Origin of the sequence: Streptomyces albus subsp. albus, from assembly GCF_000719865.1 — a bacterium.
GTDB classification, from domain to species: domain Bacteria; phylum Actinomycetota; class Actinomycetes; order Streptomycetales; family Streptomycetaceae; genus Streptomyces; species Streptomyces albus_E.
Map to the genome: position 1 here is coordinate 252,340 of NZ_JOID01000008.1, position 14,080 is coordinate 266,419.

Here is a 14,080-nt window from a genome sequence, read left to right on the forward strand (position 1 = left end):
AGCGGCTTGAAGGAGCCCGAACCGATGTACAACTCCACGGTCGCCCGGCTCACCTACCGGGGCCTGCTCGGCCGCCGCCGGGCGCTGATCCTCTTCCTCCTCCCCGCACTGCTGCTGCTCATCGCGGTGGCGGTGCGCCAACTGACCGGAGTCGACGACCAGATCGCCGCCGACGTGCTGGGCGGCTTCGCCCTCGCCACGATGGTCCCGCTGATCGGTGTCGTCGCCGGTACGGGGGCGATCGGTCCCGAGATCGACGACGGCTCGATCGTCTACCTGCTCGCCAAACCGGTGAAGCGGCCCACGATCATCTTCACCAAACTGCTGGTGGCGATCGGGGTGACGGTCGTCTTCTCGGCGGTGCCCACGCTGATCGCCGGCTTCGTCCTCAACGGCAACAGCCAGAACATCGCCGTCGCGTACGCGCTGGCCGCAGCGGTCGCCTCCGTCGCCTACAGCGCGCTCTTCCTGCTGCTCGGCACGGTCACCCGGCACGCCGTCGTCGCCGGACTCGTCTACGCGCTGGTGTGGGAATCGCTGTTCGGAAGCCTGATCGAGGGGGCCCGGACCCTCAGCGTGCAGCAGTGGGCGCTGGCCCTCGCGCAGAAGACCGCCGACGGCGGGCTGGTGACCTCCGACGTGGGTCCGGTCACGGCGGTGGTGCTCCTGGTCGTCGTCACGGGCACCGCCACCTGGTACGCGGGGCAGAAACTGCGCGTCCTGAAGCTGGCCGGGGAGGAGTGAGCCGAGGGATCCGGACGCGGACTCCGGACGTCGGCGACGGACGGGACTCGGGGACGCGGACAACGGGCACGGGAACGAGAGCCGGCGGGACCAGCACCGCGGGACGGCTGGGAACGGGACAGGCCGGGGCGCGCACCCGAGGGGTGTGCGCCCCGGCCCCGGCCGTGCCCGGACGGGGACGACCGGTCAGCGCCGACCGCCCCGCGGGCGCGGGCAGCCCGCCGTCTCCTGCTGGAGCTGCCGCAGCCGGATGTCCATGCCGGCCATGCGCTCGCTCATCGCGCAGACGACTTCGTTGGTGTTGTCCAGCCGCCGGTCCATGACGGCGATGCGGCGGTCCATCATGTCGAGCCGCTCGTCGATCCGGTCCAGCCGGTCGGAGGTCCGGCGCAGTACCGGACCGAGATCGCGCAGCGCAGCCCCGACATCGGCGAGGCAGGACTCGACGACGGTCACCCTGGCTTCGAGCGAGCGGTCCTGGGACGGATTCGTCCGGGTGCGCGGAGTGCCGTGGTTCTCCTCGACGTCGAGGAGGTACCGGCGGACCTCACGCGCGACAGGGCTGTCGCGCAGCAGCATCGCCACGTTGAGAACAGCACGGCGGGTGAAGATCCCCAGGTTCGACCTGGGCTGTGGATAACCTCCTCCTGGATGGCGTGACAGGATGTCCTGCTTAAATCGGCGCAGGTCAGCGCCTCGGAGCGTGGCCATGCCGTTGGATGACAGCTCGGTGCGGTGGCGCGCCACGAGTTGCCGGATCACGTCTTCGCCGACCTCGAAGTACCCGGCGACCATGCGCGTCGTGACGTGCAGGCCGTCCGGCAGCATCGACAGGACCTTGACCTTGCCGAGAACGTTCGTGCGCGCGGCGAGGCTGTCGCGGAGCGCGCGCGATTCGAGCAGTACGGATTCGGGTGGCATGAGAGTGCCTCCCCCTTCGTTCCGGAACGGATGAGGAACCTGCCCGTATCCAGGGGCCAGGAGCGAAGGCTGCTCACGTAACCACGTACTCGATGACCGGTTCTGCCGCCCGGCAATCCGCCACTTCACGCACTCTCGACGTCTCGAACTCCAGTTGCCTCCACGCACGGTGGCCAACGAGCCGCCGGTGCGGCGGTCACGCGCGGCCGGAGATCCGGCCGGAGGCGGAGACCGCGGAACCCGGAGTTCAGCCGAAGAGGCGTTCCACGACGACGGCGATGCCGTCCTCGTCATTGGAGGCGGTGATCTCGTCGGCTACGGACTTCAGTTCGGCGTGCGCGTTGGCCATGGCGACGCCGTAGCCGGCCCAGCCGAACATCGGGATGTCGTTGGGCATGTCGCCGAACGCGATGGTGTCCGCCGCCCGCAGCCCGAGCCGGCGGGCGGCCAGGGAGAGCCCCGTGGCCTTGCTGAGTCCCAGCGGCAGCAGCTCCACGATGCCGGCCCCGGACATCACCACGCCCACCAAGTGCCCGGCGACGGTGCGCGCGACCCGGGCGAGTGAGTCGTCGTCCAGCTCCGGGTGCTGGATGTAGAGCTTGTTGAGCGGCGCGGACCAGACCTCGTCCATGTCCTGGAAGGTGAGGTACGGCAGCGGCCCCTCGGCCCGGTAGCCCGGGCCGACCAGCACCTCCCCGTCCAGTCCGTCCCGGCTCGCGGCCAGGGCCAGCGGCCCGGTCTCCGCCTCGATCTTGGCGACCGCCAGCCCGGCGAGCTGCCGGTCGAGGGTGACGGAGGTCAGCAGCCGGTGCTCTCCCGCGTGGTAGACCTGCGCGCCCTGCCCGCACACCGCGAGCCCCCGGTAACCCAGGTCGTCGAGGACGTGCCGCGCCCAGGGCACCGCCCGGCCGGTGACGACGATGTGCGCGGCACCCGCGGCGGTGGCCGCGGCCAGCGCGTCCCGGGAGCGCGGCGAGATGGTGTCGTCGCCGCGCAGCAGGGTGCCGTCGAGATCGGTGGCGATCAGCCGGTACGGGAGGTGCCCGCCCGGGGTGTCCGGGCGGGCGGTGGCGGGGGCGCTCACGCGGTCACGGGCTCCAGGATCTCGCGGCCGCCCAGATAGGGGCGGAGCATCTCCGGGACGCGGACCGAGCCGTCCGGCCGCTGATGGTTCTCCAGCAGCGCGACGATCGTGCGGGGAACGGCGCAGAGCGTGCCGTTGAGCGTGGCCAGCGGGCGGACGTGCTTGCCGTCGCGCATCCGCACCGACAGCCGGCGCGCCTGGAACTCGGTGCAGTTGGAGGCGGAGGTGAGCTCGCGGTACTTGCCCTGCGCCGGAATCCAGGCCTCGCAGTCGAACTTGCGGGAGGCGGAGGCGCCCAGGTCACCGGTGGCCACGTCGATCACCCGGAAGGGCAGTTCCAGGCCGGTGAGCCACTGCTTCTCCCACTCCAGCAGCCGCCGGTGCTCGGCCTCGGAGTCCTCCGGGGCGACGTAGGAGAACATCTCCACCTTGTCGAACTGGTGGACGCGGAAGATGCCGCGGGTGTCCTTGCCGTAGGTGCCCGCCTCGCGGCGGAAGCAGGGCGAGAAGCCCGCATAGCGCAGCGGCAGCCGCTCCGCGTCGAGGATCTCGTCCATGTGGTAGGCGGCGAGCGGGACCTCGGAGGTGCCGACCAGGTAGAAGTCGTCCTTCTCCAGGTGGTAGACGTTCTCCGCGGCCTGGCCCAGGAAGCCGGTGCCCTCCATGGCACGCGGCTTGACCAGCGCCGGGGTCAGCATGGGGATGAAGCCGGCCTCGGTCGCCTGCGCGATGGCGGCGTTGACGAGCGCCAGCTCCAGCAGGGCGCCGACGCCCGTCAGGTAGTAGAAGCGGGAGCCGGAGACCTTGGCGCCGCGCTCGACGTCGATCGCACCGAGCAGTTGGCCGAGCTCCAGGTGGTCCTTCGGCGCGAAGCCCTCGGCCTCGAAATCGCGCGCCGTCCCGATGGTCTCCAGGACGGTGAAGTCGTCCTCGCCGCCGACGGGCACGTCGGGGTGGACGAGGTTGCCCAGGCCGCTCAGCAGGCGCTGGGTCTCCTCGGCGGCCTGGTTCTGCTCGGCGTCGGCGGCCTTGACGGCGGCGGAGAGCTCGCCGGCCTTCTTCAGCAGCTCCGCCTTCTCCTCACCGGAGGCCTTGGGGATCAGCTTGCCGAGCGCCTTCTGCTCGGAGCGGAGTTCGTCGTAGCGGACGCCGGACGACCTGCGCCGCTCATCGGCGGAGAGCAGGGCGTCGACGAGGCCGACGTCCTCTCCACGGGCGCGCTGGGACGCGCGGACACGGTCGGGGTCCTCACGGAGCAGGCGAAGGTCAATCACGGCTCCAGGCTACCGGTGCGGACCCCCGGTACTCGACTCCGATATCCCTTGGAGCGTTTTGTCCCTTTTCTTCCGAAAGGCGGAAATTCTCGAGCGGGGCTGGAATGGCGCCGGTGGTTGCCCGCGCTACGCGGTCCCGGGTGATTCGGCGGTGAACGCGGCCGGTCGGGGGCGGGGCCGGGGAGTCGGAGGCGGGCATTTCGCCCGGTGGGTTTTCCACAGGTGGGGGCGGGGGCGGGGACTTTATCCACAGGGTGTGCGCGAGAACTGTGGAAGTCGGAATTGATCATTCCGGCACCTTCCGTGCAGGCCGATGGATTCCCCTCTCAAACCTATTCCACACACTCTTTCGGGCGGTAATGCCTCACTCCAAAGAGTTCCCGCAAAGAATTGTGCTGACGAAAAGGGATCGAGGGTGCTGTGGGGTGATGTGGAGCCGATGGGGCTTTTTGTCGACTATGTCTGACCGTCGTGTCGACTTGTCCCCAGGCGGCGAGCCCGGCCTGTGGATAACTCGGCGAGCTGTGCACAGCCTGTTCACGGTGCCGACGTTCCCGACGCCCCGACGCCCCGGCGCCCTGACGACCCGGCCGCCTTCGCGCCGGGCTCAGTTCCGCCCGTCCAGGCAGCGCGCCAACCAGTCGGAGGCGGCGGAGAACGCCTCGTCCGTGGTGCCGTGCCGCAGCGGCGGCAACTCCTCCGGCCTCACACCGGCGCGCGGATAGGAGCCCAGGAAGCGCACCTTGGGGCAGATCCGCTTCAGACCCATCAGGGCCTCGCCCACCCGGCGGTCCGTGATGTGCCCCTCACAGTCCACCGAGAAGCAGTACCGGCCGATCCCCTCACCCGTCGGCCGCGACTCGATGCGCATCATGTTGACCCCGCGGGCCGCGAACTCCTGGAGCAGCTCCAGCAGCGCGCCCGGATGGTCGTCGCCCAGCCAGATCACCACGGACGTCTTGTCGGCCCCGGTCCGCGCCGCGGGCCGGGCGGGCCGGCCGGCGAGTACGAAGCGGGTCACCGCGTTCTGTGCGTCGTGGATATCGGTGACCAGCGGCTCCAGCCCGTACGTCGCGGCGGCGAACTCTCCCGCGAAGGCCGCGTCGTACCGGCCTTCCTGCACCAGCCGGGCCCCGTCGGCGTTGGAGGCGGCGGACTCCCACTGGGCGTCCGGGAGGTGCGCGGCCAGCCACTTGCGGACCTGCGGCTGCGCCACCGGGTGCCCGGTCACCGTCTTCACGCCGGTTAGCTCGGTCCCGGGCCGGACGAGCAGGGCGAAGGAGATCGGCAGCAGCACCTCGCGGTAGATCATCAGAGGCTTGCCGGTGGCCAGTTCGTCGAGCGTCGCGGTCACCCCGCCCTCGACCGAGTTCTCGATCGGCACCAGCGCGGCACCCGCCTCGCCGGACCGCACCGCGTCCAGCGCGGCCGGGACGGAGACCATGGGAACCAGTTCGCGCGTGGCCGCCTCCGGCAGGGTCCTGAGCGCGGCCTCCGTGAAGGTGCCCTCGGGGCCCAGGTACGTATAGCGGCTGACGGACATCGCTGCGGGGCTCCTTCTCACGGGGAGCCTCCCACCATACCGGCGGCAGGGGAGCCCGGCCCGCCGCCGGCGGCCGCTCCCGGCGAGGGCCCGTCCGGTGACCGCCGCTCCGGTGCGGGCTCATATGGACTCATGCGAACTCATCCCTCCAGCAACTCCCGGCCCACGTAGCCGCCCGGCTCGCAGCCGCCCGGCACCGCGAAGAGACCGCTCGCCTCGTGCCGGATGAACGGCGACAGCGCGTCCCCCCGGTCGAGCTTGCGCTGCACGGGGACGAAGCCCCGCAGCGGATCGGCCTGCCAGCAGATGAACAGCAGACCCGCGTCCGGGGCCCCCTTCTCGTCGTAACCGTCGTGGAAGGAGAAGGGGCGTCGCAGCATCGCCGCTCCGCCGTTCGTCTCCGGCATCGAGATCCGGGCGTGGGCGTTGGCGGGGACGACGGGCCTGCCGTCGGGACCGGTCTTCTCCAGGTCCAGCGGGGTGGTCTCGGTGCCGCCCGTGAGCGGGGCGCCGCTGTCCTTGCGGCGTCCGATCACCCGCTCCTGCTCCTCCCGGGACAGCTCCTCCCAGTCGTCCAGCAGCATCCGGATGCGCCGGACCACGGCGTACGAGCCGTGCGCCATCCATTCGGGGTCCTTCGCCCCGCCGCCCTCGGGCACGAAGACCCGCTGCTGGAAGTCCGCCTCCTCCGGGCGCGGATTCCTGGTCCCGTCGACCTGGCCCATCAGATTGCGGGTGGTCATGGGCCGGGCGGTCGCCCCGGCGGAGCGGTTGAAGCCGTTCATCTGCCAGCGCACCCGGGCCGTCTCCGCGGCGTCCTTCTGCAGGGTGCGCAGGGCGTTGAAGGCGACCAGTGCGTCGTCGGCGCCGATCTGCACCCACAGGTCGCCGTTGCTGCGCCGGGGGTCCAGAGCGTCGGAGGAGAACGCGGGCAGCGGGTCGAGCGCGGCGGGGCGGCGGTCCTCCAGCCCCGTGCGGCCGAAGAAGCTGTACCCGAAGCCGAACGTGATGGTGAGGGAGGACGGGCCGGCGTCCAGGGCGATACCGGTGTCGTCCGTCACCGCGCGGCCTGCGGTCAGCCGCTCGGCCGTCCGGGACCAGCGGCGCAGCAGCGCTGCGGCCCCCTTCCGGCCGGCGTCCGGCAAGAGGTCGAAGGCGGCCAGATGACCGCGTGCCTGCGGAGCGGTGGTGATGCCCGCCTGATGTTTCCCGTGAAACATCAGGCCGGTGGAGCCGACGGAGCTGAGCGGTGGGGTGTCGTCACCGGCGAGCGCGGTGCCCGCCACACCACCGGTCGCGCCGGCGACGAGTCCGGCGGCACCGGCCACGCCCGCGGTTCCGAGCAGTCGGCGCCTGGAGAGGGGAGGAGTGGTCATCAGTCGATCTTCACGTTCCGGGTCTCGGTGATCTGGTCGGTGTCGGAGGTGCGCACGGTGAGCGATGCCTTCCAGGTGCCTGCCAGGGGGAGCTGGAAGCCGGCGGCCGACCAATGGCCGGTGGCGAGCTCGGCCAGCCTGACCGGGAGCGGCCCCACGTCCTGGGCGGGGAGGGTGAAGGCGAGCTTCACCTCGGCTGCGTCCAGTGGCTCGCCGTCCGGGTCGTCAAGCCGGACGTGAAGGCTGTTACCGCAGGTGCTGGAGGGGTCGAAGAGGGTGATTCCGGCCGTACCGGCCCCCTTCTCGCCCCCGGTGTCGAAGGGGATGTCGAACATGACGGGCTGCCCGAAGGAGGCGGGGCCGGCGGCGGCCGCTCGGGCCGTCCGCTCCTCCGTACGGGCCGGTTCGGTGCCTGTCAGGGCGGTGGTGACGGCCAGGACGAGTGCGGCCACGCCCGCTTCGGCCAGCACCGAGCGGCGGAGCCGGGTCCGTTCCGGGTCGGCGTCGCGGGCACGGCGCTCGCGGGCCGCCGTCAGGGCGGCGCGCTGCCGGGCGAGCTGGACGGCCCGCTCGGGGCCCACCGGGGCGGTGACGGAGGAGGCACCGCAGGGGTCCGGGGCCGACCCGCCCTCCGCGGAGGGCTCCGGTACGGGCTGCTTGTCCCGCACCGTCTCCTCCGTCGGCCGCTCCGGCAGTACGGGCCGCTCCCGCAGCGTCGTCTCCGGCCCCCGCGCGGGAACAGCGGGTACGGCTTCGGGGACCGGGCCCGTCCCCGGCGCGGCGGAGGTCTCCTCCGAGCGCTCCCCGGCGGGAACCGGTGACCCGTCCGGCAGCAGGCCGGCGCGCTGCCGCGACCACCGGGCGAAGACCAGCATCAGGGCCACCAGCCCGGCCTTGGCCAGCAGCAGTCGCCCGAACGAAGTGGTGGTGAGGGCGTCCCAGGAGCCGACCTGCCGCCAGGACTGGTACAGCCCGGTCGCGGCCAGCAGCAGCACGCTGCCGAGGGCCGTCCGGGAGAACCGCCGCACCACCGGCCGTTCCGCCGCCGGCCCGTGGTGGAGCGTCACCAGGAGTGCGGCCAGGCCGCCCAGCCAGAGCGCCACGGCCAGCAGATGCAGGACGTCCATCGGCACGGCCAGCCACGGCTGGAGACCGGTGGACGCGTGTTCGGCGGCGGCCCAGGTGACCGCCAGAGCGGCGGCGACGACGGCCCCGCCGGCCGCCGCGAGCCAGAAGCGCGAATTCCGGTGCTCCCGGTGCTCCGGAGCCGTATCCCCACCGGCTTCCTCCCGGTGCCCGGCGGACCACCGGTCCGGGGAGAACAGGACTGTCACGCACAGCGCGGCCACCGCGAGCAGCAGCAGCCGGGAGACCAGCGCGGTTCCGGAGGGGGTCGCCACAACGTCCCGCAACGCACCCGGATCGAACATCTTGGTGAGTCCGCCGCCCTCCGTGTACGGCCCGCGGAGCAGGAGCAGCGCGAAGGTGGCTGCGGAAAGCAGGGCCCAGCCCCGCACCACCAGCCGCCGCAAGGCCGGCACGGAGGCCGCGGACGGCCGGCAGCCCAGGACGAACGCGCCGCCGCCCACGAGCAGCACGAAGCCCGCGTAGGCGGCGTAGCGCGCGATGGCGTGGAGGAGGCCGGTGAGTCCGCCGCCCGGCTGGTCGTCCGGCAGCGCCGCGCTGGTCGCCGACGGGGCGCCCACGGAGAAGGTGAAAGCGCCCGAGACGGGATGGCCGTCGGCCGAGACGGCCCGCCAGGCGACGGTGTAGGTGCCGTCCGGCAGCCCCGGCCGCAGGGCGACACCGTGCCGGACGGTGCCGTCGGTGCCGAGGTCACGCGGTGCACCGGTGTCGGCCCGTGAGCCGTTTGGTCCGAGGACCCGGATCGCGTCGCGGGAGAGAGTGACGCTCCCGGAGAAGGTGAGCACCACCTCCTCGGGCGCCCGCTCGGCCACCGCGCCCTGCCGCGGAACGCTCCCGGTCAGCGCGGCGTGCGCCGAGGCCGGGGCGGCACCGGCGAGCAGTACGCCGAGCACGCCCAGTACGGCCGCGGCGCCGAGCAGCAGCACGGCGGCGGTACGGGCGGCGGCCGGGCGGTCCCGGCAGGGTGCGGAGGCCATGCCCGTCAGTGCTTCTTCATCGACGGGTTGTGGGTGGCGGCCTTCACCGGGAGGGTCACCTCAAGAGGGCCCGACTCGGCGAAGTGAAGGGTCACGGAGACTTCCTCGCCCACGGCCGGCTTGTGCTTGAGCTCCTTGAACATGATGTGGTTCGCCCCGCGCTTCAGGACGAGCTCGCCGTTCGCCGGCACCTCGAAGGACTTGACCTGCTGCATCTTGCCGTCCTTGGTGCGGTGCAGCTCCACGTCGTCGGAGATGTCGCTGGTGGCGTGGGTGAGCCGGTCGGCGGTGTCACCGGTGTTGGTCACCGTGAGGAACCCGCCGGCCATGTCGGGCATGACGGGCTCGGGGACGTAACCGCCGCTCGTCGCCAGTTCCGGCCCGGTGGCACAGCCGGTGAGGGAGAGCGTGGCACCGAGCACGAGTGCGGCGCTGAGGGCGGTGGCGGTGGTGGCGCGGCGGTTCACGGGGTCTCTCCCTCGAGGAGCTTGGGCAGGTCGTTGGTGTAGTCGTCGACGGTGGTGTCCTCGCCGTAGAGGACGTGGGCCTTGTCGTCCTCCGGGGAGAAGGCGAGCACTTGGGCGCCATGGGTGGAGACGATGTCGCCGTTCTCGTCCTCGGTCGGCGGGGCGATGCCGATGCCGACACTGCGCGCGGCGGCCTGGATGGCGTCGAAGTCGCCCGTGAGACCGATGAAGTCGGGGTCCTGGCCGCGCAGCCACGCGCCGAGCCGCTTCGGGGTGTCCCGTTCCGGGTCGGAGGTGACGAAGACGACGCGCAGGTCCTTCCGCTGGTCCTCGGACAGTGCCTTGGCGGCCACGGCGATGTTGCTCATCGTCAGCGGGCAGACGTCGGGGCAGTGGGTGTAGCCGAAGTAGAGGAGTGTTGGGTGTCCCTTGGTCTCTTCGACCAAGTCGTACTCCTGACCGGACGTGTCCGTGAGGACCAGCTCCGGCTTCTCGAACGGATTGTCGAGAACGGTCGCGGCCTGGGCGGGCTCCGCGGAGACCTCCGCGGCGGTCCCGGCACTGCCGTCGCCGCCACCGCCGCACGCGGTGAGGGCGAGCGCGGCTGCGACGGCGAGCACGCTGCCGCGCCACAGGGGTGTCCGCCTCGCACCGCGTGGGCGGGTGAGGCGTCGGGGGGTTCTCATAAGGGCTTCCTGGTGTAGGTCGTGTTGCGTGGTACGCCGCCGCGGGCCGGCCGGCGGACCCGGACCGGTACGGCCGCAGGGAGGAAGCGGCGGCCGACGAGGACGCCGGAGGTCACGGCGGCGGCCCGGTGAGGACACAGCGACGCGGCGGACGCGGAGGGGCGGGGCGGCACCGGGGCGCGCTGTGCCCGTCTCCGCCCACCGGACGCGTCGGGGCGTGAAGGAGGCGCGCGAGGAGAGACCCGCCGACGACGGGGACGGCGAGTGGCTCACACGCGCGTGCGGCGGCGCGCGCGGATGCCCGGCACCTGCCGGTGGAACCGCCGCGTCAGGCCGCCAGGCGGAAGTCCGGCGGACCTCTCCGGCTGACGGAGTGCTCGAGGTACAGCGGGCGCGGCCGCCCCGGTCCGTACGGGCGTGCGCGGCGCGCGCGCAGGCGCGGGCCGCCGGCCCCGGGGAGCCCCGCGAGCAGCGCCCGGGCCAGCCCGACGGCGGTGCGCAGCGACCGTACGAGCGCCCTTTCGGCCAGCCCCTGTACGGACAGCCGTACGAGACGGAACAGCGCGGCCTCCCCCCGCCGCAGCAGCAGCCCGAGCAGGACCGCCGCCAGCAGGTGGGCCAGCAGCATCTGCGGCGACGGCAGCAGCGACGCCGGGAGGACCCCGTGCGGGCCGGCCCCGCCACCGGCCGAGGCGGTCGCGGCGGCGGCCGCGTGCGCGCCCGGGTCGATGCCCGCGGCGGTCACCACGCGGTGCGCCTCGGCGGCCGACAGCGGACGCCCGCCCTCACCGCACAGGAGCCGCGCGGCGAGCGCCGTCACGGTGTCGGACGAACCGCCGCCCGGCGGAGCGGCCGCCGGTCCGGCGAGATGCTGGGCGTATCCGAAGAGGGTGTGCAGAAGCACCTGCCCGGCTGCCAGTGCCGCGGCGATGCCGGGCAGGGAACGCTCCCGGCCCGCGAGCCCCGCGGCGACCGCGAGGACGGCGAGGAAGCCCCCGCCCAGTGCCCACAGCGGGATCACGGCGCGGGCGGCGAGCACATGGCCGGTCGCGGACAGCACGACGCAGACCGCGGCGAACACCGCGGCCCTCGTCAGGCGCAGGCCCGTGCCGGCGCGTGCTGGGAAACCAGACATGGCGGACTCATCATCGCACCGCGCCCCCGTGCCCCCTCCGCCAGGGTGGGTGGTGCGGAGGCATCCGCGGGCCGGGCCGGCACGCCCCATGCGCCCCCCGGGGAACGCACCGCCGAACGAGCGGAGTCCCGTCCGGCGCAGGCTTACCACCGAGGCGCCCGGGCAATACGTAGCGGTATGTCGAGCCGCAGCCAGGAGGCCGCAGCATGAGCATCTGGTGGTCACTCCACTTGCGGCGCGAGGCGGCGAGTGTGCCGCTGGCCCGCCGGCTTCTCCTCGGCACCATGGAGACCGCCGGGGTCCACCCGGAGACGTCCTTCGAACTGTCCGTCGCGCTCTCCGAGGCCTGCGCCAACGCGGTGGAGCACGGTGGCGACGGCGCCGGCCCGGGAGGCGGACGGTACCGCGTCACCGCGTACCTGGACGGGGAGAAGTGCCGCATCGAGGTCGCCGACTCGGGCCCCGGTTTCCCCGCCGCCCGCGACGAACCCGGCGGGCCCTCCGGCCGCCGCCGCGCCCGCCGCGCGTGGCCGGAGAGCAAAGGCTCCCCCTGGAACGCCGGGCCCACGGACCGCGCCGGCCACGCCGGCTCCGAGTACCACGCCGGTCACGGCGGCCACGCCGGCCAGGCGGGTCACGCCGGCCGGGCCGACCGCACGGAGCACGCCGAGCACGGCCGCGGACTGCTGCTGATCGAGTCCCTCGCCGACCACGTCCACGTCCGGAACCGTCCGGGCCGGGGCGCGGTCGTCTGCTTCAGCAAGATGCTCAAGTGGCGGGACGGGGCCCGTCTCACCGGAGGCCCCCTGGCCGGCCCCGTCCTCAGCCCGTGAGCCTCGGCCCGGAGCCTCAGCCCGGCACCCTCCGAGCAGCAGGCGCTCAGCCCTTCAGCCGCGCCATCCAGGACTCCACGTCGGCGGAGGAGCGCGGCAGGGCGGCCGAAAGGTTCCGGTTGCCGTCCTCGGTGACCAGGATGTCGTCCTCGATGCGGACACCGATGCCGCGGTATTCCGCGGGCACGGTGAGGTCGTCCGCCTGGAAGTACAGGCCCGGCTCGACGGTCAGGCACATCCCCGGCTCCAGCGTGCCGTCCACATAGGTCTCGGTCCGCGCCAGCGCGCAGTCGTGTACGTCCATGCCGAGCATGTGGCCGGTGCCGTGCAGGGTCCAGCGGCGCTGCAGCCCGAGCTCCAAGACCCGCTCGACGGGGCCCTCGACGAGCCCCCACTCGACCAGCCTCTCGGCGAGCACCCGCTGTGCCGCGTCGTGGAAGTCGCGGTACTTGGCCCCGGGGCGCACGGCGGCGATGCCGGCCTCCTGGGCCTCGTACACGGCGTCGTAGATCTTCCGCTGGAGGTCGGTGAAGCGGCCGTTCACCGGGAGCGTGCGGGTGACGTCCGCCGTGTAGAGGGTGTGCGTCTCCACGCCCGCGTCCAGCAGCAGCAGTTCGCCGGAGCGGACGGGGCCGTCGTTGCGCACCCAGTGCAGGGTGGTGGCGTGCGGGCCGGCGGCGCAGATCGAGCCGTAGCCGACGTCGTTGCCCTCGACCCGCGCGCGCAGGAAGAAGGTGCCCTCGATGTAGCGCTCGGAGGTGGCCTCGGCGCGGTCGAGGACCTTCACGACGTCCTCGAAGCCGCGCACGGTCGAGTCCACGGCCTTCTGCAGTTCGCCGATCTCGAACGCGTCCTTCACCAGCCGGAGTTCGCTGAGGAAGACCCGGAGCTCCTCGTCGCGTCCGGCGTCGAGCCGGTCGGCGAGGGCGGCTTCCAGGCCCATGTCGTGACCGCGGACGAGGCGTACGGGCCCGGCCTGCTCCGCCAGTTCGCCGGCGGCCTTCCGGACGTCGCGGCAGGGCAGCCCGAGCCGCCGCTCGTTCTCCGTCAGGCTGTACCGGCGGCCGACCCAGAGCTCGCCCTGGCCGTCCAGCCAGAACTCGCCGTTCTCGCGGTCGGAACGGGGCAGCAGATACAGCACGGCCTCGTGACCACCGTCCGCGGCGGGCTCCATGACCAGTACGCCGTCCTCCGACTGGTCGCCGGTCAGATGGGCGTACTCGGTGCCGGCCCGGAAGGGGTATTCGGTGTCATTGGAGCGGGTCCTGAGATTGCCCGCGGGAATGACGAGCCGCTCACCGGGGAAGCGGCGGGACAGCGCGGCGCGGCGGCGGGCCGTCTCGGCCGCCTGCGGCAGCGGCTCCAGGTCGCGCAGCTCCGTGTCGGCCCAGCCGGCGCGCATATGGGCGGCGAGTTCGTCGGAGACGGCCGGGTAGAGGCCGTTCTTCCGCTGCTTGACCGGCTGGTGGTCGCCCGCCGGGGCGGTTTCGCTCTGCTGGGCCGGTACGGGCTGCTCGGTCACGGTTTCCTCCTTGAACGGGACCTTCTCCCATCGTATGGGCGGCGGGAAGGGCACAGGAGGGACCGGAGTGAAGGCTCCGGACCGGCCGGTGGCCCGCGCCGGACCTGGTGAGCCGCGTCGAGCGGCCGGGCATTATGGCCAGAGCCCGGGGTGATCAGATGGATTCCGGCCACTTTCCGTGAACATGACGCACGCACGGTCGTCACCCGGGCGCCGGCGACCCTGTCCCGGCCATCCGTTCTGTGGAGACACGTCCGCCGGGCGGCATATGCCGGAAGCGGATGCGGGGGTGTCCCGGCGGTGCCCCGACTCGGTCGCCGATCAGGAGAAACCGGTGCGTACGCCCATCCGCCTCGCCAAGCTCGCGTATCC

General features: G+C 72.8%; 12 protein-coding genes. 2 read left to right on the plus strand and 10 right to left on the minus strand.

All coding sequences use genetic code 11. The annotated features are described in order from the left end of the window. The first annotated feature begins 24 nt into the window (after positions 1-24). The gene (locus tag IF83_RS0109950) at positions 25-744 is read left to right on the plus strand and encodes an ABC transporter permease subunit (protein WP_030543729.1); all 720 of its coding nucleotides are present in this window, start codon (positions 25-27) and stop codon (positions 742-744) included. A gap of 186 nt (positions 745-930) precedes the next feature. Here IF83_RS0109950 and IF83_RS0109955 read toward each other — a convergent pair whose 3' ends face one another. The 9 genes from IF83_RS0109955 to IF83_RS0109995 all read right to left on the minus strand — a co-directional run bounded on the left by IF83_RS0109955 (position 931) and on the right by IF83_RS0109995 (position 11,353). Then, the gene (locus tag IF83_RS0109955) at positions 931-1,665 is read right to left on the minus strand and encodes a hypothetical protein (RefSeq protein WP_030543730.1); all 735 of its coding nucleotides are present in this window, start codon (positions 1,663-1,665) and stop codon (positions 931-933) included. 247 nt (positions 1,666-1,912) lie between these two features. Then, positions 1,913-2,749, minus strand: coding sequence for an HAD family hydrolase (locus IF83_RS0109960; protein WP_051722625.1), 837 nt, complete (start codon positions 2,747-2,749; stop codon positions 1,913-1,915). Further along, on the minus strand, positions 2,746-4,023 hold the full coding sequence (serS, locus tag IF83_RS0109965; RefSeq protein WP_030543732.1) for a serine--tRNA ligase: 1,278 nt from the start codon (positions 4,021-4,023) through the stop codon (positions 2,746-2,748). Before serS ends, IF83_RS0109960 begins: the two co-directional genes overlap by 4 nt. Positions 4,024-4,630: 607 nt before the next feature. Then, on the minus strand, positions 4,631-5,566 hold the full coding sequence (pheA, locus tag IF83_RS0109970; RefSeq protein WP_030543733.1) for a prephenate dehydratase: 936 nt from the start codon (positions 5,564-5,566) through the stop codon (positions 4,631-4,633). A gap of 140 nt (positions 5,567-5,706) precedes the next feature. After that, a complete protein-coding gene (efeB, locus tag IF83_RS0109975) occupies positions 5,707-6,942 on the minus strand; it encodes an iron uptake transporter deferrochelatase/peroxidase subunit (RefSeq protein ID WP_030543734.1) in 1,236 nt (411 codons plus the stop codon). Further along, on the minus strand, positions 6,942-9,065 hold the full coding sequence (locus IF83_RS0109980; RefSeq protein WP_030543735.1) for a copper resistance CopC/CopD family protein: 2,124 nt from the start codon (positions 9,063-9,065) through the stop codon (positions 6,942-6,944). The genes efeB and IF83_RS0109980 overlap by 1 nt, the downstream gene beginning before the upstream one ends. A gap of 5 nt (positions 9,066-9,070) precedes the next feature. Then, positions 9,071-9,532, minus strand: coding sequence for a copper chaperone PCu(A)C (locus tag IF83_RS0109985; RefSeq protein WP_030543736.1), 462 nt, complete (start codon positions 9,530-9,532; stop codon positions 9,071-9,073). Further along, complete coding sequence (locus tag IF83_RS0109990) at positions 9,529-10,218, minus strand: SCO family protein (RefSeq protein WP_078843324.1); 690 nt, start codon at positions 10,216-10,218, stop codon at positions 9,529-9,531. Before IF83_RS0109990 ends, IF83_RS0109985 begins: the two co-directional genes overlap by 4 nt. Positions 10,219-10,546: 328 nt before the next feature. Next, positions 10,547-11,353 carry a hypothetical protein gene (locus IF83_RS0109995; protein ID WP_030543738.1) on the minus strand — a complete coding sequence of 269 codons (807 nt, stop codon included), beginning with the start codon at positions 11,351-11,353 and terminating at the stop codon, positions 10,547-10,549. 206 nt (positions 11,354-11,559) lie between these two features. Here IF83_RS0109995 and IF83_RS0110000 point away from each other — a divergent pair, with 206 nt between their 5' ends. Continuing rightward, a complete protein-coding gene (locus tag IF83_RS0110000) occupies positions 11,560-12,186 on the plus strand; it encodes an ATP-binding protein (protein WP_051722626.1) in 627 nt (208 codons plus the stop codon). Positions 12,187-12,232: 46 nt separating this feature from the next. On the opposite strand, the gene IF83_RS0110005 is transcribed toward IF83_RS0110000, so the two are convergent. Further along, entirely contained in the window at positions 12,233-13,708 is a 1,476-nt protein-coding gene (locus tag IF83_RS0110005) for an aminopeptidase P family protein (RefSeq protein ID WP_030543740.1), read from the minus strand. Positions 13,709-14,080: the final 372 nt, after the last annotated feature.

Bases quoted from the DNA above. Each gene is read 5' to 3' on its own strand.
- IF83_RS0109950 (WP_030543729.1), top strand. From the start codon at position 25: ATGTACAACTCCACGGTCGCCCGGCTCACCTACCGGGGCCTGCTCGGC.
- IF83_RS0109955 (WP_030543730.1), bottom strand. From the start codon at position 1,665: ATGCCACCCGAATCCGTACTGCTCGAATCGCGCGCGCTCCGCGACAGC.
- pheA (WP_030543733.1), bottom strand. From the start codon at position 5,566: ATGTCCGTCAGCCGCTATACGTACCTGGGCCCCGAGGGCACCTTCACG.
- efeB (WP_030543734.1), bottom strand. From the start codon at position 6,942: ATGACCACTCCTCCCCTCTCCAGGCGCCGACTGCTCGGAACCGCGGGC.
- IF83_RS0109980 (WP_030543735.1), bottom strand. From the start codon at position 9,065: ATGGCCTCCGCACCCTGCCGGGACCGCCCGGCCGCCGCCCGTACCGCC.
- IF83_RS0109990 (WP_078843324.1), bottom strand. From the start codon at position 10,218: ATGAGAACCCCCCGACGCCTCACCCGCCCACGCGGTGCGAGGCGGACA.
- IF83_RS0109995 (WP_030543738.1), bottom strand. From the start codon at position 11,353: ATGTCTGGTTTCCCAGCACGCGCCGGCACGGGCCTGCGCCTGACGAGG.
- IF83_RS0110000 (WP_051722626.1), top strand. From the start codon at position 11,560: ATGAGCATCTGGTGGTCACTCCACTTGCGGCGCGAGGCGGCGAGTGTG.